The sequence below is a fragment of the Rheinheimera sp. D18 genome (assembly GCF_004345025.1).
GTDB classification, from domain to species: Bacteria; Pseudomonadota; Gammaproteobacteria; order Enterobacterales; family Alteromonadaceae; genus Alishewanella; species Alishewanella metallidurans.
In genome coordinates, this window is the sequence record NZ_CP037745.1 from 2,173,028 (window position 1) to 2,199,895 (window position 26,868).

The window sequence follows — 26,868 nt, forward strand, 5'->3', positions numbered from 1 at the left end:
TACCCGAATGAATCTGGCTTACCGAGGTTACACTAACCCCCTTGCCAGAATCATAAATTAGGTACAATGAATTCGAATCACATAAAGTACAACGATGAATCATTCTATTCTCCTTGATTTAACAAGAGCTCTGGATGAAATTTGGAAAAATCTACTCCCGCACCAAATGACCCGACCCAGCCATTTTTCCGACCAACACTTTCAGTAAAATCGAAGAGTCGGTATTGCATGCTCCATAAGGCCCGATTTGAAATATTTTTACCACTACGATGGATGACATCGAAGTTCATTACCAATAAATCCCCCGGCGCAGTGCATGGCGATTGCATAGGGAATTTTTCGGCATAGTGCGATTCATTTAACAGACGCATAGCATAAGTGCCTGCCTGTGCATCCGGTCCACTCGAGATTTTTGTCATCGGCAGCATGCCTTCTGCATGCGAGCCAGATAAAATATCGACCGGCCCCATGTCAGGTTCAACCTTGAGTAACGGAGCCCAAAATACAATGCCGTTACGACTTCTCAACTGATGTGGATATTCCTGATGCCAGGAGGCTCGGAATTTCTCTTCTTCCGGGTTATTGATCCTAATACCAAAACCATTCCCTGCCAGCCCAGGCAGCGATTCTCGCCTCAGCAACTTGAAAAGCTGCTCATTTCGCCGATCTGCAACCAATCTGACAAATGCTGGAATCTGTTTGACAGCATCATAAATAACACCACCAAGTCGCCGGTCACACCTGATAATCTCAATATATCCATCGTCAAATCTAGTTGGATGGTAAGGCAATCGCCCTATCATCAGACCATGCTCATCGATAACCTCGCCAATGATTAGATAAATAGCGTGACATATTTCATTGATATCGTCTTCCGCATAAAAATCATTCAACAGCAGATAACCTTCCATCTCAAACTGTTTTATTTGCTCTTGACTAATATGCACTGACCCCTTCTTCATAAAGAAACCTCTGCGCAGGTAATATTAATTAATACCTGACATACTCTTTTTTGCTGCTCATCAGTCATATCAATAAAGCTAGGTAAATTAATAGCTCTGTTGCAGATACCATAGGCATAGATATTTGACAGCTGCTGCGTAAATGATGGTAAGCTGCTTAGCGGCCAGAAAAATACCCGCGCATCGATGTTTGCCTGCTGAAACGCCTCCAGTAACTGCTGCCGGGTGATACCACTCTCCTCTGAAAACACCACAGTAGGCATCCAGGCTGAGTTTATCGTGCCAGCAGGTTCTGGATTCATTTGCAAGTCCGGAAAATCCTTTAGCAACTCTTTGTAGCGGGCAAAAATAGCACGTTTTGCACTAACCAAATCATCAATTCGTTCCAGTTGTGCACAGCCAAGCGCCGCCTGAATATTGGACATTTTGTATTTGAAACCCAGCTCGTCAGGCCAGAACTGCTTGCTCTGCCCCCGTTTCCGGCCATGGTTACTCAGAGTCAGCACTTTTTCATATAAATTTGCGTTATTGGTGACAAAGATGCCGCCCTCGCCTGTGGTCATGGTTTTGGTGCCGTGGAAAGAAAACACACCAAAATCAGCCATGCTGCCCGCTTTTGCCCCGTGAAACTCTGAACCCAGTGCTTCAGCCGCATCTTCTACCAGCAACAATCCATGCTGTTCGGCCAGGGTTTTCAGGGCGTCCATCTGGCACAGATTGCCATACAGGTGCACAGCAATGATCGCTTTGGTCTTGCTGGTGATAGCTTTGGCGACAGCAGCGGGATCGACACACCAGCTGTCTGGCAGAATATCCACAAAGACCGGTATCGCACCAAGATGTACCACAGGCGCAACACTCGCGATCCAGTTAGTATCGGCCAGAATGACTTCATCGCCCGGACCAATGCCTGCAGCAGCCAGGCCCAAATGCAGCGCCCCGGTACAACTGGATGTCGCTATTGCGTGGTTAACCCCCAGATAAGCAGCGAATTGTTGCTCAAGACGTTCGATATATTCATAACAACGTGCCCCCCAACCGTTTGTGACCGCATCCGTCACATAAAGAATCTCCAGTTTAGTAATAGAGGGTTTGGTGTAAGCAATAGGAGTACTCATGAAACGTATAGCTCCGGAATCAACGTGACATATTGCGTAGTGTTGCGCAAAACCTGTTGTAGCTGTGAGACGATTTCATGCCGGATATTCCACGGCAGCACCAGCACATAATCCGGTTGTAGATCAGCCAGCGAGTCCGGGGCGACAATCGGAATATGGCTGCCAGGCAAATATTTTCCTTGTTTTGACAGCGCCGCATCTGCCACCACAGGCAGCCAAAAGCGGGTAACGCTGGCATAATTAAGCAGTGTGTTGCCTTTTGCTGCTGCGCCATAAGCAACCACTTTACGGTCTTGTTGCGCGCATTGCTGAAGAAACTGGCGCAAACGCTCGGCAATAGCGTCAACTTTTACCTGAAATCCAGTGTACGCATCCACTGACCGCAATCCGGCAGCGTCTTCTTCCGCCAAAACTTCAGCGACCGCTTTGTTGGTTGCGCGCTGAGCATGCTGATGACACAGCCATAATCTGAGACTGCCGCCGTGTGTCGGCAGTTTTTCGACATTGTAGACTTTTAAGCCGATACCTGAAAATATGTGGCAAGCACTGTGCAGTGATAAATATGAATAGTGTTCGTGATAGATGGTATCGAACTGCGATAATGCTAACAGATTCAATAAATGCGGAAATTCAACACTGGCAGTTCCCTGCTCTGCTAGCAGCAACGCAATACCTGCCACAAAATCATTGATGTCCGGCACATGCGCCAGCACATTATTGGCAATGATTAAGTCGGCTTTGCGATAGTCGCTGACGAGCGTAGTCGCCAGAGTCTGGCCAAAAAACTCGGACACCACATCAATACCCAGCGCTCTGGCAGCCGTGGCGGTGGCGTCTGTTGGTTCCACGCCAAGACATGGTATGCCGGCTGCCAGATAGTTTTTCAGCATATAACCATCATTTGACGCAATTTCAACAACAAAGCTCTGGGTATTTAGTTCTAAATCCCGGATTGAATTTTCCGCAAATTGTTTTGCGTGAGCCAACCAGCTAATTGATGTGGACGAAAAATATGCATAATCAGCTGTAAACAATTCATCTGCTTTGGTGAAATCCTCAGTCTGAACCAGCCAACAATGCTGGCAAACCCAGACCTTCAGTGGATACACCTTCTCTAATGCAAACTGATCAGGACTGGACAAATAAGCATTCGAAGGAGGCATAACACCTAAATCAACTAAAGGTAAAATAAGATCATGCTGGCAATGCCGACATTTCATAGCACAATTCCGTTAAAATCTTTGTTAAGTAGCGGAAAACTTGCATCACGCTCCGATAGCAATATTATCGGCAATGGCCAATTTATCTTGAGTGAAGGATCATCAACTCTGCAGCCGCCGTCATAGTTTGGCTGATAATCTGCAGTGTGCAGATACAATAATTGGCTATTATCCTCAAGTGCCTGAAAACCATGTGCACATCCCGGCGGGATAAGCAGCATACTATTATTTTGCGTATTCAGCTCAAAGCTCAGGTGCTGCCCTAGAGTCAAAGAACCATGACGAAGGTCCACCACAACATCAAATACTTTTCCCTGTATACAGCGCACTAATTTATATTCCGCAGCCGGTGGGTACTGAAAATGTAATCCTCGGGTTACACCTTTAACAAGGTTCACAGAATGGTTAATTTGACGGATCTCAGAGCCTGCTAATACATGTTGTAATGTTTCTTTACAAAACCAACGGCTAAAAAAACCACGCTCATCACTAAAACGACAGGATTCGATAAGGTAAACACCGGCAAATGCAGTCTCAGTAATATTCAGTTGTTGGCCCATACCAACCCCTGACGTTTCGCATCCTCACCGTATTTCGTCAATTGCTCAGTAGTCACGACTTGCTGTTGTTGGTAATAGAGTTGATACCATTGAGCTGTATAGTATGCAGTTTGCTCAAAATCCCATACTGGATCCCATTTCAATTTCCGTTGGGCTTGCTGGCTGTCAAGTGTCAATACTATGGCTTCAGAGGGCTGTTGTGTTGTTTCAACTTGCCAGCAAAGCGCAGGCCAATGTTGTTGCATATGGCAGAGCACCTCATTCACTGTTTTACATTGCGCAGAGTCAGGACCAAAATTCCAGGCTATAGCATTATCTGATTGTCCAAGTAATAAACTCTGAGCCAAACACAGATACCCTGACAACGAATCCAGAACATGCTGCCAGGGACGGACAGCATTGGGATAGCGGATTTTCAATGGAAACTCCGCATGGGAAGCCCTTACAATATCAGGGATCAACCTATCACTTGCCCAGTCCCCACCTCCGATAACGTTACCAGCTCTGGCGCTCGCTAATAGCACACCTCGTTCAGCAAAAAAACTTCGCCTGTAACTTTGAACAACTAATTCACAAGCAGCCTTGGAGGCACTGTAAGGATCATGTCCACCTAGTGGATCCCCCTCTTTAAAATCTGCTGTATCTCCCTTATTTTCGTAAACTTTATCTGTAGTGACTACTACGATAGCTCGTACAGAATCGACATTACGGCATGCATCCAATATATTCACTGTACCGCTGACATTGGTATCCCAATTGTCTATCGGATTCGTATAAGATGCCCTTACGAGTGATTGTGCGGCTAAATGAAACACCAAGTCAGGCCTGATGTCTTGCAAAAGAGTTCGCATCTTTGTAGCATCACGAATGTCCGCTTCAATACTTTTAACATCCATGTTTAATAACTGCCAATGTGATGGGGAAGTATCAGTTGGTAGTGCAATACCAGTTACATCTGCCCCAAGTTGCTTCAACCAACAGGCCAGCCAAGTTCCTTTAAAGCCGGAATGCCCAGTCAGAAGTACTTTTTTTCCTCTAAATATATCGTTAAACAACGGCGTCACCATATCTTCCAAGGCGCATTGCCCTGCAACCACAAGCTATCCAAATAATTTTTATCCCGTAAAGTATCCATCGCCTGCCAAAAGCCTTTATGCTGATAAGCATTTAGTTGTCCTTCACGGGCAAGCCTCATTAATGGGTCAGCTTCAAAGCTATCGGAATCACTTTGTAGATAGTTAAAGATGGAAGGTTCCAATATGAAAAAACCACCGTTTATCCAGGCGCCATCGCCAGCAGGTTTTTCCTGGAAACGTTTCACCAAATTATTTTCAATATCAAGAGCACCGTAACGACCAGGAGGTTGAATTGCTGTGACTGTGGCAATTTTACCTGCCTCTTTGTGCGCTCTGATAGCTTGGGCAATATCGATATCAGACACTCCATCCCCATAGGTAAAACAAAATGGGCTATCAGACAAATACTCTTTGACTCGCCTCAGACGTCCACCGGTCATGCTATTTTCGCCGGTATCAACTAGCGTTACACGCCAGGGTTCGACGTGTTTTTCATGCACTTCCATTTGATTAGTTTGCATATCAAAAGTGACATCTGACATATGCAAAAAGTAGTTAGCAAAATACTCTTTGATAATATAGCCCTTGTAACCAAGGCAGATAATAAAGTCATTGATACCATGTGTAGAATAAATCTTCATGATGTGCCATAAAATCGGCTTACCACCTATCTCGATCATAGGTTTTGGACGTAAATGCGACTCTTCACTAATTCGAGTACCAAGTCCCCCAGCAAGAATTACAGCTTTCATAATTAGCCTTCCTCACTTAATGCCAGCAACCTAGATGAATGTTGGTTGTACTGGTAAAAATAATCCAAAGCCTCAACGAGCTCCATTGGCACCGTATTAACCGGTTTTCGTGGAGGAGCCAGATTATCGAGCCAATGAATATTTGCTAACTGCTCAGCTGTCGTGCCAGCATTTAAATGCTCTGTCTGTTTGAGACCCGAATGATAAATTTCATTGATTGAAGGCTTAATACTAGTTTTTAGATTCTGTTCTAGCTCTTGCCGCCGCTCACTATCAAGGTTTCCTAAAAACAGACCCAGCAAGCTTTGGAACGCCTCAAGTTCGTTGGATTGCCAATCTTTGATGTATCCAAGGTCTAGCTCAGCCCAAAATGCCAGAGCTCCTTTGTCAATTTCCATCCCCTTCACAGGGCCGTCATCAGCCAAAGTTCGAATAAGTTCAAAGTCAGCGGCAATATTTACATGATGTCCAACCCAAAAACCAGGAATAGGTAAACGCTGTCCGTGATTGTTAACATCTAAACCAAAGCTTTCAAAACTATGACGAGTGAAATTAACAGAAGCTTTTGTTGCTTCACCATTAGACACCCCAGCTATATTGATTAGCAGCATAAGCCCCTGATTCATATCAATACATATTTTGCTTTCGTTAAGAATAGCGACCATAGAAGTAAAATCAGGGCTGAGTGGGTGGAAGATTCTACCGTAGTTAGTTTTTATCTTTGCAAGAATGTCTCGATTAACAGCACCGGAATATATTTTTCCATAGTTGTCTTTTGGTTTATTTTGTCGACAAAATAACGGAAAGTTGAACTGAAACCGGCGTGTCAACTCTGAGACAGGATCGTAGTTTATAGGCCTACCTGGTTTGATAAGTGGGTGATAGTCACCATAAAAATTGGAGCCATCGCTAAAACGAACATCAAATACTTCATATTGCCAAGTCAACACATCTGGCTTGGAACGCATTATCTCCTTAGCCATTAATGCCAAAGCATCAGGACGCAATATGAACTTTTCGGAAAAGACTGTTATATATTGTCCATTTGCTCCTTCCAGAGCAAAGTCCCAGTGCTTACACATGTCCATTGGTTGAGAGGGCTTTTTGTAATGAAATCTCTTGTCACCTAAAAAACGAGCGACCTCAGTTAAACACGGAGAGTTAACTGCGTTATCTGACACTATCACTTCAAAATCAGTGAAAGTTTGTGCGGCCAAAGACTCTAATACGCGACTCACCAGATTAGGGCGGTCTCTCGTAGGTAAAATGATACTGAATAATGGTTTTGGCTTCATCTGCAGCCCTCCGAGAATCGTGCTACGCTACTATCAATATACTCATTTAATTCAGATATGAGCCGTTCTGATAAAAATCGGGCAGTGACATCCCCTGCTGCACGAGCTCTGCTTTCCATTAAGTTAGGAGTGGTTAACAAATCAGAGAGTTCATGAAACAACGCTTCATCTGAGTTTTCAACCAAGCCATGTCTGCGATCTAGCAATACTTCGGCGCTACCTGCGGTCTGAGTCGCTACCACTGCTTTCCCCAAAAAACATGCCTCAATCATAGTTAGTCCAAATGATTCAGCGTAAGAGGCAGAAACACAGATATCTGCTCTATTCATCCATGCATATGGATTATCTTGGAATCCCAGCAGCAAGGTTGAATCTTCTATTTTTAGTCTCTTAATTTCTGTCTTTAACTTCTCAGACAAGACCCCATCCCCAACAATCCACAACTTATGCTCAAGCCCGCGAGCCAACAAACGAGCATGAATTGCCAGCATTCGTTCAAATCCTTTTATCGGATGAAGACGCCCAACGAGCAAAATAATAGGGACTGTTATTAAACTTACATCCAGCGGTATAGGTTTTTCAGCTAAAGTCTTTATGTGTTTACTGTCGACTATGTTATATATCACCGGGTTCATACTCGCAGCTGGCATATCAAAAAATCTTGAAAAAGATTCCCGCACATTTTTTGAAACAAAAACTATCTGCCGAAAGCTGTTAAAACAAACTCGCTCCTCTGTTGAATCAAAATATGGGTGAGTCCAATGATCTGATTCAAAATCAGTGTGGATCCAAGCAACTGCACCTTTTTTCGGATGTCCTGCCAAGACTCTAACGGACAACCCCTCTATAAAAGAAATCTCTAAGTCGAAGCGTCTGCGGATTAACGTATTGTAGAGCCTAGGTGGTGGCTCTGAGGAAAGATACAACATAGCCTCTATTCGTTCGCTTTCTTGATCAAAAAGTCCCAAAACCTTTACCCAAGAAGGTATACGTGAGAGAAGTTCACCATGAGGAAACAGCACAACAAGAACGACTTCGTAGCGATTTTCATCCAGAACATTTAACAGAGATAACAGCGCTTGCTCAACTCCGCCACAAACCATAGAATTTATAACAAACAGCAACCTAACTCTCTTAACAGGTGAATCAATAGCTGCCCATTTCTGCTCTATCTTTGCTTTGAAGCTTGTTGTGTCAAATCGTTCGAGTCCTAAGGCCGGATAAATCTGATTAAACAATACGATCTTGCTCTGAGGTACTCCCCGAGAAAGAAAAATATTAGCTATCTCCTTAGAAAACATACTCGTGATCAAAATAAAATCCCAGCCATCAAGCTGCATTTGCTCACAACTATTTATTTGTAAGCTGTTGTATATACTTCCTTGCTTACTGGGATCGTTGTCACACAAAGCAACAACTTTATAATCTCTAAATAGAGTAGCTTCAAGACAACGAAATACTCCGCCTAAGCCTACGATCGCAACTCTACAACCAGGATCCAACATCATATAGTGCCTAAGCCTCCATCTTCATAGGTGACGAACCTAAATAAGAAATAACGACGGGTTCATACATAGAATATGTATGCTGGATTTCAGAGATAATCTCATTTGCAAAGACTTTAGATGCGACCGCAAACACTCTCTCTCCACGACTGAAAGCTTCGGCAAGTGTAACAACGGGCAAACCGTCAAGTTCAAAGCAACCTGCGGCAGCCCGCCGGTCAATCACTATACTCACAGTGATTCCCTGCTCTCTTAATAACTGCAAGACTTGTGCCCCTAACTCCCCTGCACCATAAACTGCTGTGTGAGTAATATGACTATGCTGTAGATTTGCCAATAATAATGGAGCAACAATGTCGTCACCTGCACTCATTCCAAGCTCGCCTAAGAGTCCTGTGCTGCCGGGAAATGCCTGAGCTATAGCTCCTTCATTCCAAAAACCACGAAGAGAAGAAGCCAATCGCCCCAAGTTGACGTCTGCAGAGGCTTCATCAGCCCTTGAGTAATGTTGCTTAAATGCCTTCACTACGTCTTCGCAAATCAGTGTCGTTGTCACACCTGAAGATAAAGGTACTTGAAGCTGCCCCAAGCAAATAGCCTCTGAAGATAGTGGATAACGGATAAGTCGATAGAGTATAGAGGCGATAGCTTTTCGGGATGAAAAATCAATGAGTGGAACAATACCGCTTTTTATGGCCAGCGCTACAAACGAATGTACAGCACGTCGAAAATCATTGATCAAAGCGGAGTGAGACATTGTCATTGTATGACTTGGTACTAACTCAGGATAGATTACGCCTCCTTCTGCATGATAAGCACGGGTTGAGCACAGAGAACCATTTAGCAAAATCTCAGAGAGTTCGGGAGCTTTGCTCAAAGCGATTGCACGTTCATCTATAGGCAGAAAGACTTCTAAATGATGTAGTAAAGAGAATGCCTCTGATTTAGCGCTGGCGTAAGTCATGAAGAACCGAGACTGTTCGAGTGGCATTAATCTAGCCAAATTAGTAAACATACTGGCACCACAACCCCAATCCCATAATGCGATTCCGGACCGGTTTTCTAATCCTATATCCAGAAGATAGCTAAGCAATAACTGGCGCTGTGATTGCAAATACTCTCTAATTACATCTTTTTTATCCGCCACTGTAGTCAAGAGCTCATCCCATAGTTGAGTTCCTACCAGAGCCGAAAGACAAGTCGTAGCCATCGATTGCCAATGATCAGGCAATTGAAGTCCTAAATCTTCAGTACATTCAAAAAGAGTGTAACCTCGCCGCTGGCTCAGTTGATGTAATACTTCAGGAGTGACCTCAAGGAGCGCAGGTAACAAGCTTGAGCGACGCGAAATATAAACAGTTTTAACGTCAAGCCCCGGGCAATTCATTGATGCCAAAAGTGAAGAGATAACTTCTCCCTCCCGCAGAAGACAAAATAGAGTGTCAATACCCAACGCCTTACAACGGATTTGTAACCAATGAATAAGGTGGAATAAGAATGGGCCGTAAACTAAAGCACTGATATTGGCCGCAAAACTTTCATCGGGATAATGCCAGAGCCAGCGTCGTCTAAGTGCATCAACGTCATAAGGAGTGGTGCCTAAACGATGCTCATAGTTTGTCAGTAAAAGAAAGTACTCGGGAGGTTTCACAACCAGATTATGAATGCCGGCAGCGAGCGCCATCTGGCCATCTGTTATTGCATTATCTCCAATGTGAAGTATGTTTGTAGCTCTGACACCACACCTATTTATTAATGTAGCAAACAAGCCTCCATCTTGTTTGCTGCAGCCCGACTCACCAGAGACCAAAACTAAATCCAGCACGAGCGATGGAAGCTGTGTTTTGATAAACGATACGATAAGATCCGAATCAAGATACATATCAGATACAAGAGCAACTTTTTTACCTTCAGTAAAAGCCTCTTCAAGCCAGCAAATCGCAACAGGATTTATGATCCAGCCGGCCAACTCTAATTCAGCTTCCAGCACACAGAGTTCTTCCCCCGCAATAGAAGGCCAATTGCTATATATTTCTGCCAGCGTAACTTCTCTATGGCCACTTTTCGCAAAGCGGGCACGGCGAGCACTATCTTCAGCTTTTCGACGAAGCTTTACAAAACTCTGGTTATCGTCCTGTGGCCAAAGCCCCTTATTTTTAGCTTCATGAGCAAGATGAAAGAAAAAATCGTCTGGGGTTCCAGACTTGCGGAAAATTAAAGTATCGAAGATATCAAAGCTGACCAACTGGATAGTATCTTTCAGACCCTCAGGCCAAGGCAACAGAGGCAAAGTCATAACTGAATATCCTTCTTCAATATTGATTCTTGCAAACAGAAGAATCGTTCAAATGCATTATCCACCGCGTAATCCATATCAAATAGGCATATTTAGCTAGCCGCTCCAGCAAGATATATGATGACAACGCTTCGGAGTGTTAACCTCATCGTAAACAACCTTAGCCATAAAGGCTGCGCAACGGCAGTCCAGTGCTTGAAGGAATAAATAACCATCATATTCACCCTCGTTGCCATCTTTACACAAAAATATGTATCCATGAGTCACTGACGAATGTTGACAACATCAACCTTATTGTATGCCGAACCAACATCTATGATAAAAAATCAACGCCACAAAAAGACTGATATAACAGACCATCCATTGTTTCACGGTCATATTAAAAACTGCTGCAATTGCGTCTCAGACCTCGTTATTCTCTCAATTTTCTAACTATTGCAATACCGTAGTTGGTGGGAGCGGTCAGCATTTCAACGAATTGATATTGGTCAGGGGCACACATAATAAAGTTATCGAGCACAAACCTTGGTCCCTCATGTCCACAGACTGCAGGAAAAACATCGTGGAAAATAATATATCCACCAACCGCTACGAGAGGGGCATATAGCTCAAAATCAGATGTACACCCGCTGATACTATGATCTCCATCGATAAATAACAGGTCTATCTCATTATGACCAAGCCATGAATCAAAATGGCTTGCTGCATTTTTAGAGTCCGATTCTACCAAATGAATGATATCTGAAAACCCTGAACTCTCAATTGCCTGTACAATCAATGCCTTAGGATTAACAATGCAAGAGTAATGAAATGGTGGCCACGGGAATTTTGGGACATAGGTATCAATAGCGTATAAACGACCACGCTTGGTAGAACTTGCCATACCCGCAGCTAACCACAATGTTGATATACCGATATAGCAACCGATCTCCACCACCGTTTTAGCAGAAATATTAGCCAATATTGCTTTGAGTAATTCTCCCTGAGCAGGAGATAAAGATGCAGGATTAGCCACCGGCATTTGGTAAAGCTTTTTTAAAGTTAACAACCAGGGGGAACTTGAAGACTCCATCTCATCAGAAAAGCTATAGTTGTTATCATGAGACACAATATTTCTGTTAAAGGTATATTGCTCAAGAAAGGTATTAATGGTTTCCTGTGTAAGCCAATGTTCGCCGTCAGTCCCAGCAACAGATAACTCAATTAATGAGTTTGTCTCTGCCTCACTCAATTTTAAGTCACGTATAAATCGAGAAAGCCTGACTTTATCAGTTTTCATATTTACCACCAATTCTCTATAGTTCAGCAAAGGACTTTAAGGCATTCAATACGGCATCGTCCATATTGAAGTACTTATACTCTGCCAGTCTGCCAAGCGGGATTAGCTGAGGATATTGAGCTGCCAGCGCTTTGTATTGTCCAAACTTTTCCTGATTATCTGCAGTAAACACCGGGTAATAAGGAATGTTTTTTTGTGGATCGTTTTTATCGTAATCTTGAGGGTACTCTGTAACAATAGTAGTGCTGTTGCATTGTTCTGTGAGAATATGCTTAAACTCGGTTATACGAGTAAAAGTGTCTTCGTTTGGATAATTAACTGTGGTCGCAGTCTGAAAATACGGAAAATCCAATTGCTTAAACTCAAACTGTAAAGAGCGGTACGGTAACTCACCAAACTGATAAGCAAACAACTGGTCCAGCATCCCCGTATAAATCAACTTACCTTTGAAAATTTCTCCATCCAGCCAGATTTCCCCTTGTGAGAGCTTGAGCCTTTGCAATGCATCTTGTTGCAAATGAACGTCAACGCCTGGTTGTGATAGTAGTCTACCGATCAAAGCCGTATAACCATCAACAGGAATAGCTTGGTACTGATCGTGAAAATACCTGTCGTCTCGACTAAGCACTACAGGAACCCTTGCAAGTACTTCTGGCGCGATATCTTCAGCCTTGATACCCCATTGCCGCATGGTGTAATTGACAAAAATATTCTGGTAAATCCAATCGGCCAGTTGACGCAATTCGGGTTCATCGGTCTGCTTTAATTGCAAAATAGGTACTTTGGCACCAGCACCATAACGTTGTATTAAAAGCTGTTCCAACTGCTGCGCATGCTCCGCAGGGTACAACCGATAAAGTGAATTTAGATTAAACGGCAGCGGTAATAACATATCACCAACCCTAGCCAGCACCTTATGCTCATAGGGCTGCCACTCGGTAAATTGTGATAAATAGTGCCAGACTTCAGGTTTATTTGTATGAAACAAATGCGGTCCATATTGGTGAATACGAATGCCATTAACGTCTGTTTTATCGAAACAGTTACCCGCCAGATGATTCCGTTGCTCTAGCACTAGCACTCGCCAACCGCGTTGACTGGCAAGCCGTTCAGCCATCACTGCACCTGAAAAACCAGCACCTACGACAACAGCATGATAAGTACTCATGATGACCATCCGAGCAGCTGTTTTACCTGTTCGGGCTGATCACGCTGTTCATACACCAAGCTATGGCGCTCGTCAAAAAACTGCGCATTTACCGCCGATAATTCAATCATTTTTAAAAAAAATTCCGCTTCATCCGCCTTTAAAAAATACAGTGCGGCAGAAAAGTACACATGATTGACGCCAAGTTGAATAATGCTCTCTTCCACCCCAAACTGCTTACCTAAACGGCAGGCAGAAGCCAGCTCTTCGGTGACTTTTATCCGACGTTGATGGTTCTGTTGGGTCTGGGCACCAAAACTGTTGCTATGAATGCGGTAACGCCCCAACACTGCGTCCAGTCTATCTATGGTCCCCCCCAATAAACCAACATTCATAATATGCCATGGGAAATCACAAATAATCTTGCAGTCATGCTGTAACGCTTGTGTCAAAGAAGCATGACGACGGAACATGACGCTGCTGGCCTGTAGGAAAACTGTATAACGGATCAAATGAGTAATATCAGCTTGCTGAGGAATATAGTGATAGTTGTAGTAATCTCTGGAGTACCACTTCAAACGCTGACCTGTTGCACTATCGAACATCTCTGACTCATGATAAACCATACTACAGTCAGGGTGCAGTTCCAGGTAATTTACCTGCTGCTGTAATTTTCCCGGCAAGGCAATATCATCACCATCAACATAAGCAATATACTGGCCTTTAGCTGTTTCGAGCAAGCGACGCATCGTTCCTACCAGCCCGAAGTTAACCTCATTGCGTAGCACTACCAGATTGGCAAAAGCCGGTTGCAAATAGCAAATAACATCATAAGTGTTATCAGGCGAGGCGTCATCACAAACAATAACCTCAAAATCAAAATCTGTCTGCTGAGCAAGAATACTTAACAAACATTCGTGTATGTAGGGTGCCAACTTATATGCTGGGACAATAACAGATAATTTCATAGATGCTCTCAGATCTAAATCGCCTCGTGATACAGCTCTGTATCGGCCAGTTGGGCGGTCAGCTTTAGCTTTCCTTAACAGCCTGGTGGTCCTGTGTCAAACAAATCTGTTTTAAGATAACATACAAACTAGGGTACATTAGGAGCATCACTTGCCAATACCGCCAGATGCGTTCAAAAACAAAAGGAACACTTAATAGCAATGAGACTCCTAGCAAACAACTTGACAACGAAATATCCTGTGAAAAGCCTGCAAGCTCAAGAAATAGCTAAAAAAGCCGCCCAGCAGTTTCAAAAAAACATGTTTGCTTTTAAGCAACACATTCCTAACATAGCTATTTTTTTTGAAAACTACACAGAACAACAATTCTCAATCACCATAACTGATGACGGAGAACTTAATCTCTTGTGTAAAGTAACCGGCTTAGTCTTATACCCAATACCCGCGAGACAAAATATCAACAAACATATGAAAAAACTAGAGTTGTTAGAACAACCAGGCTCTCTCGATAAAAACCATAAAGCGTTAGTTATTAGTGGAATAGGTTTAGGATACCATCTAAAAGAGCTAGTCGATAAAATTCAACCGCAGTTTTTACTCATTTATGAGCCGCAAAATGACCTTTTTAAGGCTTCACTCTATTCTGCACCTTGGTTTAAACTGCTAACATACTGCAACATCAAGCAAATACAAGTTTTTATTCAGCATGGCGATGCAGCTAATAACCTTATCGAAGACCTTAACGAATTATTGACTGCCTTTCCAACGCTAAGGTCTATTTATACCTATCGACATTTAGCAAATGAACCGCTAGACAGTCAATTTTTTGAGCTCGGCCTGCTATCAGCTCATTATCCCGCAACTGCAGATTTACACTCTTTTTTAACTTTACCAACAACCAGTATAAATGCAAAACCAAACATTGATGAAAATGTACTATCTAAGGCAATGCTTCAGAAAAACTTAATTTTTTTTCAAAAGCATGAGCCGGTATTGCATCAACAGCTATTTTCGCTGTTGAACGAACACCAAAGTCAGTTAAAAAACTTATTATTATCTTATTTAGGTACAGATAGTTTAGAGAATTTCCTCGCATACTCTACACCTTCTCCTGCGGAGGAATTTGAGAACATCTGCAGAGATCCTGCAGTTTACGGGCTAACACTTAGCAAAAAAAATATTGATACACCATTTCTTAAACTCGTAAATAGTGTCCGCAAAGAAATTGAAAAATCTATATTTAATTTAGAAAATACAAAATTAAAATTTTCCGAAGTCTTTCTTTTAGGCGTTCTAGACCCCAAAGCTTGTATAAACGCAGTTTATATGACTGACAAACTTGTTGTGATCGAAAAAAACGTAGGCAGATTTTTAATTTCTTGCTTTACGACACCTTGGTACAGTATTACAAAAAATAAAAAGCCACTTTGGTTAATTGGTGATAATGCTAAAATAGACTATATAGAGAATGCCTATCGACAGCTCCGACTGAATTTAATAGACTGTTACATATTTCAACCTTACTATACCAAAACGCATTCAAAACTGTATCAACAACTAGTTGAAAAGATTCAAAGCACTAATGGAAAAAATAGCTACTTTGAAAAGTATTATCGTTCTATCTCAAGAGTTTGCATAAATACAGAGCTACACCACTACGCTGTGAAAAAAAGCGAGGTAGCAATATCAGCCCCAATTTTTATTATCGGAAATGGCCCAAGCCTGGAAAAAGAAATTACAGCTCTGAAAAGCATCAAAGATAAAATAATGATCATTAGTTGTGGTACTGCGTTAACCACGCTATACAAAAATGGAATTACCCCCGATATTCATGTTGAATTAGAAAAGGAACACGACACTTTCATAAGCCTTAAACAACTCCCCCCAGACTACTTAAAAAAAATAACGTTGTGGGCAACTTCCGACATACTTCCAAGCATACCAGAGCTATTCAACTCCTGTAAACTGCATGGTGCATCTTTGTTTGAAGCTGAAATATTAATGCATCTTAAAACCGATTTTAAACCGCTAACACTCAATTACAGCTTTTATACTGTTACCAATTTTGCCTTAGATATTATCTTACAGCGAGGCGGCAACAACATTTATCTTGTCGGCGTTGATTATGGTTTTTCGTTAATTAATATGCATCATGCGAGCTCTTCTGGTTATTTTGATAAGAATGGTCAATCACTTTATGATTACGAGATGGTACATGGCGCGGCTTTTGAGACCCCTGCTAACTTAGGCGGAAACTGTTTAACAATTCCGGCGTTCCTGATTGCAAAAGAATTAATGCAAAAAGCGATACAAAATTGTAGTCAAAATACTTGTCTGTTCAATGTTGGTGCCGGGGCGGAGATTATAGGGACAAGACCGCTGGTAAAACTAGATATAGACTATTTCGAATCACAAGCAGGTATTAATAAAGCAAAGGTTTTTAATGCATTTGAATACTTATCAATTGAACCGGTGAGAAAGATGCGGAGCGATATTGTTAAAAATAGTGCAAACACCTTGGATAATTTAATTCTACTTTGGGATGAAGGCATCCGGCAAGATTTAAATAAGCCATTGCTATTGTTGCTTACGACTACTCAAAGAACAAATATCAATAGCTTATTAGCTATTTCAGACACTAATTATCAAATACTAGACGGTAGCGTACGCTATTTTGAAGCCATACTATATCGGTATATAGCGATAAATGCACCTAGAGATTTTTATATATATCTGGTTACTTACTGGCTTAATTATTTGAAAGACAGCCGTAAAATTCTTATTTTACAAAAAATCTGAGCTTTCTATAGGCCAGTGTTGTAGCGTTATTCGTTAGATCTCGACTGTTGAACTGTCAAACTTAAATGGCTCAGCAATAAACGCCTCAACCGCTTTTTCCAGATAGTTGTGCCACACGCTAAGTACCTGATTAAAGCGCCTGAGTTGCTCTTGCGTGCCATTAACAGGCAGAAGTTTAGTTAGCACACTTAGAAAATACATAGTACTGCCGTTAAACAGCAACATGGTCAAATTACCTTTTTGCTGAACGGAGCTACGCAAATGCAACCATTGTTGGCTGATAATATCACGGGCCTCTGCCAATGAAGCAACAGGAGTTTCAATCAATTTGCACCACTGATCTATCGTAATCCGTAAATATTCCAGATTATAATGCTGCAAAATATTCTCTACAGCAGAGGAGTAATGTTGATAAAACAGTACATTAAACATGTCGTTAAGAAGCTTTGCTGGCTGATCCGGTACATCTCGCAACAGAATATTGTCTGGTAGAAGTGGTGTTGCCCCGCTAATTCTTGCGCCATTACTGCAATTGTATACATCAGTTTTTTGCTGATGAGCGGCAATTACGTCTTCAATCAAGCGGCGCGAAACATCAAACTCCGGTTTGGTATATACCGTAGGCTGAAAGTTACCGGGGATAGGAATACCATCACCATGGACTTTTTTATAGTTGTACAGCTCTTTGCCATCAGCTTTGTAGTATGCCGAGTGCTTAGAATGGTGCTGCGACACATTTGCATAACCTAAATCAACACCAAACAAATAAATATGCTTAAAACCGGTTTTCAGTACAAAGTTTACCACTAAGTTTGACACTGTTGGGTAAGCAAACTCTAACGCCTCGGTATCAAACCCTGCTTGTTTAAGGGTAGACTGAAATAATACCGTAGAGGCTTCACCTTCTTTAAATACCAGATATACATCCTGAAATAACGCTGCAGTATCAGGATGAATACCATTTACAGATAACAACTTGATGCTTTTCAGATAGTCGCGATCTGGCACCTGTGTAACCCAGTCGTAGGTTGAACGGTTTTGTTCTATTTCTGCATGAATGTCGGGCTTAATGCCTAACGTATACAGTGCTTTAAGCGCGGTACCGCAACTGATAAGCATAACCTTGTCGCGATACTCGCGAATGTATTCTATGCAGTCATCAAGGCTTGGCCCATTACCGACAATAAAAACCGGGATATTTTGCGCAGCGTGCACAGGTAAAGTTGCAAGTTTTTTTAAGAAATGATGATTGGCTTGCATGCTGTGTGCGGTATGGGCAATGCCATAACGCACATGATCAAAATACTCTCCTAATGCCAGAATAACTCTTAACTGACTACGTAACATGCGTACAGCTTGAGCAAGCGCTGGTGTGTAGTAGCTGGTCATCATATAAGTATCAGCTATCGCATAAGCACCGCTATGATAAAATTGTTCAGCAAAGTCAGCGAAATACTCCTGACCGGTTCCGCCGATATTCAGATAAATTCGGCGGCCGTTTTTCTCTGCTGTTTCCAGCACCCCAGCCCAATCAGTAACATACAGGCTGGCATAGAAAAAATCGGTGTTAGGTTCGCAAAGGTATAAATTATTTACCTCATGTTGCTGTAACAACAGCTCCAGATGGCGCCCCAAAGCTATGCCAAATATAATCAAAGAGTTAACCTGGGATGGTAACGCTTGTTGCTGATGCTCAATGTCAGCGAATACTGCCTGTAACTCTTTTATCGCCTGATAATGCACATAATGACGAAACTTCCAGGTTACGGTTTGATTAACCATAATATCGTCTTTTGCTGGCTGCTTTATAAACTGCTGTGTTAACTCGGCAGACTCGTATTCAATATCCAGATAAAACGCGGCCTGGCGCCGAATGTGCTGCACGTTAACAGAGCCGTCGCTTTGATTGATAAGCTGCCACCGCGTTGGTTGGTATGCAATGAAGTTCTGGTAAACGTCTGGATACAGCTTTGCGATTGCTTGCATATTTCGCTCAAAACAGAGCCTCTGCTGCGCTGTATATTCAGTGCTGTAAGACTGGTTTGCCAGAATATTCCCCGGACGCTGAGGTAAAAAATCCTGAGCATGTTCAAAACCTAAAAACTGGTAACCCTGCTTCAGCAACTGTTGTGGTTTACCTGAGTTATTAAGCAGAAATTCAAAGACTTCGTCACTCACTTTATGACAAATATGTCGATATAAATAAACCTTTTGCATATCGGTAGACAATGCCTGCAACTCAGCAAGATCAGCACTTACCGTAGCGCCGTTATTACCTATCTGCAAAGAAATTAACGTACCAAGGGAATCGGCCAGCTCAAATATTTCCGCCCAATCTACAGCTTGAATAGAGCACAACAAAAAATCGACTTCAGGTTCATAAATAATCAGATATTTAATGCGTACATTACGCAGCAACTCAGCAATATGGTGCCCTAACCCCAAACCAAATACCATAATAGTATCAACAGCTACGGGTAAAGCTTCTGCCTGCGCTTTGCTAGATAAAATTGGTACTGAATTCAGATTTACATAGGGGGCCTGCAGCCAAAAGCTTTGTGATTCTGCAATAACCTCTTTTTGAGGCTGCTCACCGTACAGCACTCGTCCGGTAGTACAGTCAGTAATATTTAACTCACCGGCCCGTGTACAGAATACAAAATACTGTTTTGCCACAACTTGAAGCAGCGGCAATAAAGCTGGCTGATATTGTTTAAAGGCAACTATATTTTGTTGCAAGCGTTGCTGGATTGAAGCGGAGAGCTGTGTTTCAAGCTTTTGCTGCTGCATATCATCTTGCAACAGCTGATTATTAATATATTTAAGCATAACCGCCTTTATAGCATTAATTATTCTCGCTGTAGCCTTGTTTTGCTTTTCTTCCTTTCTGAATTTTAGTTAACTCAGTAGCAACAGCTAATTTTTCTGCTGTCAATTTATCTATAAAAGCGTTCAGCCAGTCAAGGTTTTTCTGAAGAAAGTCAGCATAGCCTACCGTACTTATATCAGTTGACTGCGTGTTAACCATATGTTTATGGTAACGCTGTGCCAAAGCCTCTAGCTCTTCTACCGGTATATTATCCTGAGATAATAGTGACTCCATCTGCTTGCGCAAATTTATAGTTAGTAGCTCTGGCTCTGATGCCATCATTAGGTTCCTACCGCCAATTGCTGCTGTTTCTGTGCTTGCAGTTGATAGCCTTTCTCTCTGTCGGCGACAGGTATTTGATCCCAAGCTGATTTAATCGTCAGCAAAATTCCCAGTATATCGTTCAACTTATCGAGACTACTTTCACGACTGGCTAGTATAAGGTGGTTTATCATAAAGTCGTATAAAGACCACAAATTGTCGGATATCTCGCCACCGGCCTCCATATCCAAAGAGTTTTGCAGTGCACTGACAATGGCCATCGCTTTAGAAATAGTAGCAGATTTAACAGCAAAATCTTTACGCTCAATAGCGCCTTTAGCTTTAGCGATATTCTCCAGCGCGCCCTGCATCAATAGCTGAATAACACGATGCGGATCAGCAACGGCTAAATCATCCTTAACACCAACGGCTTTATATGCTTTTACACCATAACTCATATCAGATAACCTCGTAAATCAGTTAAGACTTATTAGTATTAAACCCTGGTAAGTTAGTAAGCTGGGATGTCACAGCTGAGGCAGTTCTTTGCATACCGCCTAACAGTGAATCCAGCGCTACATATCTTTTACGCAGGCTTTGTTCGTAGTTATCCATATATCGGTTAGCAGCCTCTAAAGCTTTAGCATTATCTTCAATTTGTTTTTTTAGCGATTTCTCTCGAACGTCAATAACGCCGCCGCCTTTATTAAAATCAGTAATAAAAGAGTCTATCTGTGTTATCAGGCCGTTATCGCCACCAAACACTTTAGCAATACTGTCGAAGTTTTCGTTCAAGGCTTTATCAAACCTCGACTTACCGGATTCGCTGCCAAATTCTGTACTGGTGGATATTTCCAACTTACCGTTTTTGTCCATGGTAATACCCAGTGCATACAAAGTAGACAGCCCACTATCTGCGTCATCTATATTACTGCCCAGCATTCCTCTTAGCTGCCCCATAATATTACGGGGCAAAGAATCGCCGGCAAGTGCACCACCTTCGGCAGTTACGGTTTTGCCATCAGAGCCCAACGTTCGAAACTTAGTCAGGTTATTAACCTGATCGACTAAAGCATTGTAACTGGTTATAAAAGCGTTGATATTTTCTTCAACAGCTTTCTTATCATAGGCAACATCTAAAGAAGCGTTGTTATTTTCCGGCGTTATAGCTTTAACCGTGATATCAATATCCTGAATAGCATTTTTAAACACGTTACTGCTGCTGGTGGTGGTGATACCGTCAATTTCAATAACTGCATTTTGTGCACTGTGTTTTTGCACCATTGCTTGCCCAGCACCCGTTGCAACTGTGGAGATACGGTCTAACTCAGCATTGTTGTTACTTACTGCCAAATCATTACCTTCACCGGTGATATCAGAAGTAAATACCAGTTTGGAACCGACACTGCCACCCGCATTGACAATATTGACATTTACGCCAAAGTTGTCGCTATTTTCATTAATTTTACGCCGTAGCTCATTGAGCGTCATACCTGCGGTTACATCTATATCGAAGGTCTTATCACCTGCGGTAAACGATAGCGTGCCATCCGTCGTGCTGACAACGTCTGTTGCCGATGTAAACGCCATATCTTGCGTCTCAAAGCGGCTACCTGACGCCAAACTGTTAACTTTTATATCAAAGCTGCCAGCTGCGGCGCGGTTTGAAACTGTAGCCTCAATGTAGTTTTTATTATCTGTAGGCTGAACTATAGTGGCTTTACGCGTATTAAGACTTTCACCACTAAGCTTTTTGGCGGCATCCTGGAAAGCAGATAAAGCGGACTTAAGACGACTCACACCCGAAAGCGATGCTTCGAGTGTCGTTTTTTGAGTATTAATCCGGCCAAGCTTTACATCACGTTCGGTTTTAACGAAGGTCTTGACCAATTCTTCCAGCGGTAATCCAGAAGCTGAGCCTAAAAAATTAATACCGGACATAATAACCTCTATACTTTATTGTCGATTAACAGGCCAATAGACTGCCCCATTTCTTCCTGCAACCGTTTAATATCTTGCGCAACTTTCAGCAGCTCTTCAGATGGGATCTGTTTTATCAGTTCATCTGTTTCATAGTCTATCACTTTAATCACTGAACGACCTGATACGTCATCTATTGAGAAACTTAATGACCGTTGCTCCAACGATACCGCCTGATTTACTGCGTCAACGGCTTGTTGTAATTCAGTATTACTGATTTCAGTAACAGGCTTAACTGTTTCCGATGCCTTAACCTGCTCTGGCTCAGCCTGGGCCGAACGCGTAGAGGGTTTATCAGCAACTGGTATGTAGCTTGCCACTGACACATTATTTACACTAATGCTGCTCATATTCAGCCTCCTTATCGGCGCGCAGGGTGAGAATTTTATCGTAAATTCCCACCACTACGCGTATTAGTTTAACCCAATAAAGATAAAGCTGCCTGTGGCCGCTGATTTGCCTGTGCCAATACCGTAGTACTGGTTTGTTGCAGAATCTGGGTACGGGTTAACTCGGCAGTTTCTTTGGCAAAATCAGTATCACGAATACGGCTGCGGGCAGCAGACACGTTTTCAGAAATGTTGGTTAAGTTGCGGATAGTAGCCTGAAAACGGTTTTGCACCGCACCTAAATCAGCACGTTTACCATCAACCGCTTTAATTGCAGCATCGATAGCTGTCATTGCTGCAGAGGCGCCAGTGACTACCCCTCCTGTGAATGCCAAACCACCCGCACCTGCAGCCCCTAAGCCTAAACCATTAGCTGTCCAACCACTAGCGCCACTACTGGCTCTGATATTAACCTTAATAAAGTCATTCGATGAGGCTTGAGCGCCTACCAGTACTTTAGTCGAGAAACTACCGGTTAACAGCTTAGTGCCACCAAACTCTGTGGTGTCAGCAATACGGGTAATTTCTATTTTTAAAGAACTGAATTCTTTTTGTAAAGCGGCAACATCATCGGAATTACTGATACCGTTTTGAGCCTGAATCGCTAACGTACGCATACGCTGCAATGAAGTGGTCATTTCATCAAAAGCGCCTTCAGCGACCTGAGCCAGTGAAATACCGTCGTTGGCGTTACGTGCAGCCTGATCCAGGCCGTTAACCTGACTGGTTAAGCGGTTTGAAATTTGTAAGCCTGCAGCATCGTCAGCAGCGCTGTTAATGCGAAAACCTGAAGATAAACGCTTAAATGCAACATCCAGTGAGTTGCCAGAATTAAATAACTGACGCTGAGCATTCAGCGACGAGGTATTGGTATTTACAAATAAAGCCATGAGTCACTCCTTAGTTGGCAGTAGCGGTGCTACATTCAACTGATGTTTAAAATACGGTTATCCCGTTAATTGAGCCAAGCTGCAACTTGACTTAACCAGTATTTCGGCCGTGAACTCATATACTTTAGGAAAAAAATAACTTTATTTAAAATATTTTTCCCGGATTTTAAAATACTATATATATCAAGAAGATGAACCACACTAGCAGTAGTGTTATTTTAGCCCGCCAATACACTTAGTGCAGCCTGTGGTCTTTGGTTTGCCTGCGCCAGCACCGTAGTACTGCTTTGTTGCAGTATTTGCGTTCTGGTTAGCTCTGCAGTTTCTTTTGCGTAATCGGTATCCCGAAGCTGGCTGCGAGATACCGACACATTCTCGCCAATATTACTGATAGTACGCAAGGTGCTGCCAAGTATATTCTGCTGTGCTCCAAGTGCAGTTCTGACATTGTCGGTAAGCATAATAGCACTATCAAGAGCGGCAATAACTGTGTTTGGCTCATCATCAGCGAGGTTAATATTATCAATATCCAGCCCGGTATCTGCAGTACTAAAGCTATGATTTAAATTAACCGTGATAGTTTGCCCTGCATTGGCACCCACTAAAAAGTTACGGTTGCCAGCCGAGCCGTCTAACACTTTTAAACCACCAAACTCAGTATTTGCAGATATTGCCTGTATTGACTCTCTAAGCGCACTAAACTCTTTTTGCAGCGCTTCAATATCATCAGCGTTATTAATGCCATTGGCAGACTGAATAGTTAATACCCGCATTTTTTGCAGTGCGCCGGCAACTTCGTCCAGGGCGCTGTCAGCGACCTGAATTAAAGAAATAGCATCACCGGCATTACGCGCGGCCTGCTCAAGCCCGCCAATCTGAGTAGTTAAACGATTTGAAATAACCAGGCCTGCGGCGTCGTCGGCAGCCCGGTTAATCTTAAAACCCGATGCCAGTTTTTCAGAACTGCTGCTTAAACCTGAAGTTGCCTGATTTAATAAACGCTGAGAGCTTAAAGACGACTGGTTAGTGTTAACAAGTAAAGACATATGCCATTTCCGTTTCGAAATTGGAAGTGCACACCCTAGCGGGTATATTTATCCGTTTAAAATCTATCGGCAAAACAAGCTCTAACTTTAATTTTTTGTTTTATTTCAAAAACATAAAGCCACCATAAGGTGGCTTTATTTTCAAGACGGATAATATTAACCCTGCAGTAAACTCAGTGCAGCCTGCGGCCGCTGATTTGCCTGCGACAATACCGTAGTACTGGTTTGTTGTAAAATCTGCGTGCGAGTTAACTCCGCAGTTTCTCTAGCAAAATCAGTATCACGAATACGGCTGCGGGCAGAGGATACGTTTTCCGACACATTTGTTAAGTTACGGATAGTCGCCTGAAAACGGTTTTGTACTGCACCTAAATCGGCACGTTTACCATCCACCTGTTTAATGGCAGCATCTATCCGGGCCATAGCTGCCGAAGCGCCAACCACAGCTCCCGCAGCAAAGCTTAAACCGTCAGCAGCACCAGCAGCACCCAAACCTAAACCTGCTGCCGTCCATCCATTAGCACCGCTACTGGCTCTGATATTAACATCAATAAAATCGTTCGCAGAGGCCTGTGCACCTACCAACACTTTAGTAGAAAACTCGCCGCCTAACAGCTTGGTGCCACCAAACTCGGTAGTATTAGCAATACGGGTAATCTCTATTTTTAATGAACTAAATTCTTTTTGTAATGCGGCAACATCGTCGGAATTACTGATACCGTTTTGCGCCTGGATGGCCAAAGTGCGCATACGTTGTAGTGACGTGGTCATTTCATCAAAAGCGCCTTCAGCTACCTGCGCCAGCGAAATACCATCATTGGCGTTACGTGCTGCCTGATCCAGACCGTTAATCTGGCTGGTTAAACGGTTAGAGATTTGTAAGCCTGCAGCATCATCAGCAGCACTGTTAATCCGAAAACCAGATGATAAACGTTTAAATGCTACATCAAGCGAATTACCAGAGTTAACTAATTGACGCTGTGCATTTAATGACGATGTATTGGTATTTACAAATAAAGCCATGGTGGTTCTCCTGCTACTGAGTTCGGTATTGGCAACCATCCGTTTGTTGGGCAGTTGCAATGTTTCGCGTTAATTATTTATCGGAACCGGAGAGGAAAACTTGAGTAGGTTTTTTGCTTTTTTAATTTTTTAACTGATTGATTTTATTTTTAAATAAAAGCTAAAGTCGGCGGCAAACCCGCCGATAAACAGCGTTTTTAACGTATGTAGTCAAACAAACTGACGCCGGATACCTTGACGAAGGTATTGGAGATAGCCTCTAACGCAATCTCCTGCTTGGTAATCTCTGTCAGCGCTGCAGCGTAGTCGACCTCAGAGATATCCGCCCGATAGGCCTTATTATTAATGGTCAAATCTTCATTGGCACCAAATACGCTGTCCAGTACATTTATCCGGCCACCAATCGTGGATAGAGCACTATCAATATTCGAGGCGGCTGAAGTAATCTGATTCACCGTATCGCCAATAATCTGGGTAAAATCAAAGTCGGATATAGCGGGGTCTTCTAGCGCTTTAATAAACTCATCTACGGTAGTCAGCATATTCTTTTTCTCTGGCGGCTGCAAAGAAAAGTCTACCTGCCCTGGCACAGCTGCTACCCCATTTACATTAATGGCTAAGCCATTAAACTGGATAGGAGCATTAGGCGTAAAAGCGCCCGTTACCGGCGGCACTAACGCTGCGCCATTTTGTTGGATCTCATAGGTCGACGGAGCAGTCAGTACAACACTGAAATCGTTATTCGCTGGCGTCAGGCTGTCATATGTCTGTTTGTAGTAGGCATCAAACTGGCCCTGATCTGCCACCACAACATTCGCACTGGTTGCTCCACCGGCACTGATCACTGCGGGAGTTGTTTTAAAGCGGGCATCGACATTTTCAAACACAAACTTGCCACTGTCATTGCCAGGCAAAGCTATAGTAGGTGATATTTGCAGTGCTTTTTGGCCATCGTCGCCCTGAAATTCATATACACCGGTAGCATTATTCAGGCTGTAGCTCTGCTTTTTATCCTGATAGCCAGAGAAAATATAACCGCCTTCTGCATTACGGCTATTCATTAAATCCAGTAATTCAATCTGAATATTTTTTAGCTCCTGCGCTAACGCACCACGCTCAGCCTCGGTGTAAGTAGCATTACCTGCAGCAATTGCCAGCATACTAACTCTGTCCATTGAAGTTCGCATATTAGTTAGTATGGTTTCTTCCAACGCTAAGTTATTTTTTAGTAGTACACTATTATTTTGAAACTGTTTTACCTGTTCTAGGCTTTGATCTATACCCAGCACTTTAGCTGATGCGGCAGGGTCATCTGCCGGTGTGAGAATTCGAGTTTGCTTGGTTAACTGGTCTTGTGCTCGATTCATTTTCTGCTGTGTAGTTAAAATGCCATCTAAACCGGCATTAAATTTCATATTAAACGATAATCTCAT

The 26,868-nt window shown here is 42.7% G+C and carries 22 protein-coding genes; 1 reads left to right on the forward strand and 21 read right to left on the reverse strand.

Annotated features, from left to right (window positions below; translation table 11 throughout):
- Nucleotides 1-104: 104 nt before the first annotated feature.
- The 12 genes from E0Z06_RS10310 to E0Z06_RS10365 all read right to left on the reverse strand — a co-directional run bounded on the left by E0Z06_RS10310 (nt 105) and on the right by E0Z06_RS10365 (nt 14,178).
- Complete coding sequence (locus E0Z06_RS10310; RefSeq protein ID WP_132584398.1) at nt 105-962, reverse strand: phytanoyl-CoA dioxygenase family protein; 858 nt, start codon at nt 960-962, stop codon at nt 105-107.
- Nucleotides 959-2,080 carry a DegT/DnrJ/EryC1/StrS family aminotransferase gene (locus E0Z06_RS10315; RefSeq protein WP_132584400.1) on the reverse strand — a complete coding sequence of 374 codons (1,122 nt, stop codon included), beginning with the start codon at nt 2,078-2,080 and terminating at the stop codon, nt 959-961. The genes E0Z06_RS10310 and E0Z06_RS10315 overlap by 4 nt, the downstream gene beginning before the upstream one ends.
- Nucleotides 2,077-3,300, reverse strand: a complete 1,224-nt coding sequence (locus E0Z06_RS10320) for a class I SAM-dependent methyltransferase (RefSeq protein ID WP_132584402.1) — start codon at nt 3,298-3,300, stop codon at nt 2,077-2,079. Before E0Z06_RS10320 ends, E0Z06_RS10315 begins: the two co-directional genes overlap by 4 nt.
- Nucleotides 3,297-3,860 (reverse strand): dTDP-4-dehydrorhamnose 3,5-epimerase, encoded by a 564-nt coding sequence (rfbC, locus tag E0Z06_RS10325; protein ID WP_132584404.1) that lies wholly within the window; start codon nt 3,858-3,860, stop codon nt 3,297-3,299. Before rfbC ends, E0Z06_RS10320 begins: the two co-directional genes overlap by 4 nt.
- On the reverse strand, nt 3,845-4,957 hold the full coding sequence (rfbG, locus tag E0Z06_RS10330; RefSeq protein WP_243695490.1) for a CDP-glucose 4,6-dehydratase: 1,113 nt from the start codon (nt 4,955-4,957) through the stop codon (nt 3,845-3,847). Before rfbG ends, rfbC begins: the two co-directional genes overlap by 16 nt.
- Nucleotides 4,921-5,688 carry a glucose-1-phosphate cytidylyltransferase gene (gene rfbF / locus E0Z06_RS10335; RefSeq protein ID WP_132584406.1) on the reverse strand — a complete coding sequence of 256 codons (768 nt, stop codon included), beginning with the start codon at nt 5,686-5,688 and terminating at the stop codon, nt 4,921-4,923. The genes rfbG and rfbF overlap by 37 nt, the downstream gene beginning before the upstream one ends.
- 2 nt (nt 5,689-5,690) lie before the next feature.
- A complete protein-coding gene (locus tag E0Z06_RS10340) occupies nt 5,691-6,983 on the reverse strand; it encodes a glycosyltransferase family A protein (RefSeq protein ID WP_132584408.1) in 1,293 nt (430 codons plus the stop codon).
- Nucleotides 6,980-8,491 (reverse strand): glycosyltransferase, encoded by a 1,512-nt coding sequence (locus E0Z06_RS10345; protein ID WP_132584410.1) that lies wholly within the window; start codon nt 8,489-8,491, stop codon nt 6,980-6,982. Before E0Z06_RS10345 ends, E0Z06_RS10340 begins: the two co-directional genes overlap by 4 nt.
- 7 nt (nt 8,492-8,498) lie before the next feature.
- Nucleotides 8,499-10,784 carry an HAD-IA family hydrolase gene (locus E0Z06_RS10350; RefSeq protein WP_132584412.1) on the reverse strand — a complete coding sequence of 762 codons (2,286 nt, stop codon included), beginning with the start codon at nt 10,782-10,784 and terminating at the stop codon, nt 8,499-8,501.
- A gap of 412 nt (nt 10,785-11,196) precedes the next feature.
- Nucleotides 11,197-12,063, reverse strand: coding sequence for a class I SAM-dependent methyltransferase (locus E0Z06_RS10355; RefSeq protein ID WP_132584414.1), 867 nt, complete (start codon nt 12,061-12,063; stop codon nt 11,197-11,199).
- A 16-nt stretch (nt 12,064-12,079) separates the two neighbouring features.
- A complete protein-coding gene (gene glf / locus E0Z06_RS10360; protein ID WP_132584416.1) occupies nt 12,080-13,231 on the reverse strand; it encodes a UDP-galactopyranose mutase in 1,152 nt (383 codons plus the stop codon).
- The gene (locus E0Z06_RS10365) at nt 13,228-14,178 is read right to left on the reverse strand and encodes a glycosyltransferase (RefSeq protein WP_132584418.1); all 951 of its coding nucleotides are present in this window, start codon (nt 14,176-14,178) and stop codon (nt 13,228-13,230) included. The genes glf and E0Z06_RS10365 overlap by 4 nt, the downstream gene beginning before the upstream one ends.
- Nucleotides 14,179-14,418: 240 nt before the next feature.
- Between E0Z06_RS10365 and E0Z06_RS10370 the strand changes: the two genes are divergently transcribed.
- Nucleotides 14,419-16,977 (forward strand): 6-hydroxymethylpterin diphosphokinase MptE-like protein, encoded by a 2,559-nt coding sequence (locus E0Z06_RS10370; protein WP_165907394.1) that lies wholly within the window; start codon nt 14,419-14,421, stop codon nt 16,975-16,977.
- Between the two features lie 33 nt (nt 16,978-17,010).
- Here the strand turns inward: E0Z06_RS10370 and E0Z06_RS10375 are convergent, their stop codons facing one another.
- From E0Z06_RS10375 to flgL, 9 genes are all read right to left on the reverse strand, one after another.
- Nucleotides 17,011-19,806: a 6-hydroxymethylpterin diphosphokinase MptE-like protein gene (locus E0Z06_RS10375; protein WP_132584422.1), complete on the reverse strand. Its 2,796-nt coding sequence runs from the start codon at nt 19,804-19,806 to the stop codon at nt 17,011-17,013.
- Between the two features lie 16 nt (nt 19,807-19,822).
- Nucleotides 19,823-20,128, reverse strand: a complete 306-nt coding sequence (locus tag E0Z06_RS10380; RefSeq protein WP_132584424.1) for a hypothetical protein — start codon at nt 20,126-20,128, stop codon at nt 19,823-19,825.
- A complete protein-coding gene (gene fliS, locus E0Z06_RS10385) occupies nt 20,128-20,565 on the reverse strand; it encodes a flagellar export chaperone FliS (RefSeq protein WP_132584426.1) in 438 nt (145 codons plus the stop codon). Before fliS ends, E0Z06_RS10380 begins: the two co-directional genes overlap by 1 nt.
- A gap of 22 nt (nt 20,566-20,587) precedes the next feature.
- Nucleotides 20,588-22,048: a flagellar filament capping protein FliD gene (gene fliD, locus E0Z06_RS10390; RefSeq protein WP_132584428.1), complete on the reverse strand. Its 1,461-nt coding sequence runs from the start codon at nt 22,046-22,048 to the stop codon at nt 20,588-20,590.
- Between the two features lie 8 nt (nt 22,049-22,056).
- Nucleotides 22,057-22,437, reverse strand: coding sequence for a flagellar protein FlaG (locus E0Z06_RS10395; protein WP_132584430.1), 381 nt, complete (start codon nt 22,435-22,437; stop codon nt 22,057-22,059).
- Between the two features lie 68 nt (nt 22,438-22,505).
- The gene (locus tag E0Z06_RS10400; protein WP_132584432.1) at nt 22,506-23,366 is read right to left on the reverse strand and encodes a flagellin; all 861 of its coding nucleotides are present in this window, start codon (nt 23,364-23,366) and stop codon (nt 22,506-22,508) included.
- Nucleotides 23,367-23,584: 218 nt separating this feature from the next.
- Complete coding sequence (locus E0Z06_RS10405) at nt 23,585-24,412, reverse strand: flagellin (RefSeq protein WP_132584434.1); 828 nt, start codon at nt 24,410-24,412, stop codon at nt 23,585-23,587.
- A gap of 156 nt (nt 24,413-24,568) precedes the next feature.
- Nucleotides 24,569-25,435: a flagellin gene (locus E0Z06_RS10410; protein WP_132584436.1), complete on the reverse strand. Its 867-nt coding sequence runs from the start codon at nt 25,433-25,435 to the stop codon at nt 24,569-24,571.
- A 197-nt stretch (nt 25,436-25,632) separates the two neighbouring features.
- A complete protein-coding gene (gene flgL, locus E0Z06_RS10415) occupies nt 25,633-26,868 on the reverse strand; it encodes a flagellar hook-associated protein FlgL (RefSeq protein WP_132584438.1) in 1,236 nt (411 codons plus the stop codon).

Excerpts from the sequence above, each read along its gene's own strand:
- E0Z06_RS10310 (WP_132584398.1), bottom strand. The coding sequence starts at position 962 with ATGAAGAAGGGGTCAGTGCATATTAGTCAAGAGCAAATAAAACAGTTT.
- E0Z06_RS10315 (WP_132584400.1), bottom strand. The coding sequence starts at position 2,080 with ATGAGTACTCCTATTGCTTACACCAAACCCTCTATTACTAAACTGGAG.
- E0Z06_RS10320 (WP_132584402.1), bottom strand. The coding sequence starts at position 3,300 with ATGAAATGTCGGCATTGCCAGCATGATCTTATTTTACCTTTAGTTGAT.
- rfbC (WP_132584404.1), bottom strand. The coding sequence starts at position 3,860 with ATGGGCCAACAACTGAATATTACTGAGACTGCATTTGCCGGTGTTTAC.
- rfbF (WP_132584406.1), bottom strand. The coding sequence starts at position 5,688 with ATGAAAGCTGTAATTCTTGCTGGGGGACTTGGTACTCGAATTAGTGAA.
- E0Z06_RS10340 (WP_132584408.1), bottom strand. The coding sequence starts at position 6,983 with ATGAAGCCAAAACCATTATTCAGTATCATTTTACCTACGAGAGACCGC.
- E0Z06_RS10345 (WP_132584410.1), bottom strand. The coding sequence starts at position 8,491 with ATGATGTTGGATCCTGGTTGTAGAGTTGCGATCGTAGGCTTAGGCGGA.
- E0Z06_RS10350 (WP_132584412.1), bottom strand. The coding sequence starts at position 10,784 with ATGACTTTGCCTCTGTTGCCTTGGCCTGAGGGTCTGAAAGATACTATC.
- E0Z06_RS10355 (WP_132584414.1), bottom strand. The coding sequence starts at position 12,063 with ATGAAAACTGATAAAGTCAGGCTTTCTCGATTTATACGTGACTTAAAA.
- glf (WP_132584416.1), bottom strand. The coding sequence starts at position 13,231 with ATGAGTACTTATCATGCTGTTGTCGTAGGTGCTGGTTTTTCAGGTGCA.
- E0Z06_RS10365 (WP_132584418.1), bottom strand. The coding sequence starts at position 14,178 with ATGAAATTATCTGTTATTGTCCCAGCATATAAGTTGGCACCCTACATA.
- E0Z06_RS10375 (WP_132584422.1), bottom strand. The coding sequence starts at position 19,806 with ATGCTTAAATATATTAATAATCAGCTGTTGCAAGATGATATGCAGCAG.
- E0Z06_RS10380 (WP_132584424.1), bottom strand. The coding sequence starts at position 20,128 with ATGATGGCATCAGAGCCAGAGCTACTAACTATAAATTTGCGCAAGCAG.
- fliS (WP_132584426.1), bottom strand. The coding sequence starts at position 20,565 with ATGAGTTATGGTGTAAAAGCATATAAAGCCGTTGGTGTTAAGGATGAT.
- fliD (WP_132584428.1), bottom strand. The coding sequence starts at position 22,048 with ATGTCCGGTATTAATTTTTTAGGCTCAGCTTCTGGATTACCGCTGGAA.
- E0Z06_RS10395 (WP_132584430.1), bottom strand. The coding sequence starts at position 22,437 with ATGAGCAGCATTAGTGTAAATAATGTGTCAGTGGCAAGCTACATACCA.
- E0Z06_RS10400 (WP_132584432.1), bottom strand. The coding sequence starts at position 23,366 with ATGGCTTTATTTGTAAATACCAATACCTCGTCGCTGAATGCTCAGCGT.
- E0Z06_RS10405 (WP_132584434.1), bottom strand. The coding sequence starts at position 24,412 with ATGTCTTTACTTGTTAACACTAACCAGTCGTCTTTAAGCTCTCAGCGT.
- E0Z06_RS10410 (WP_132584436.1), bottom strand. The coding sequence starts at position 25,435 with ATGGCTTTATTTGTAAATACCAATACATCGTCATTAAATGCACAGCGT.
- flgL (WP_132584438.1), bottom strand. The coding sequence starts at position 26,868 with ATGAGATTATCGTTTAATATGAAATTTAATGCCGGTTTAGATGGCATT.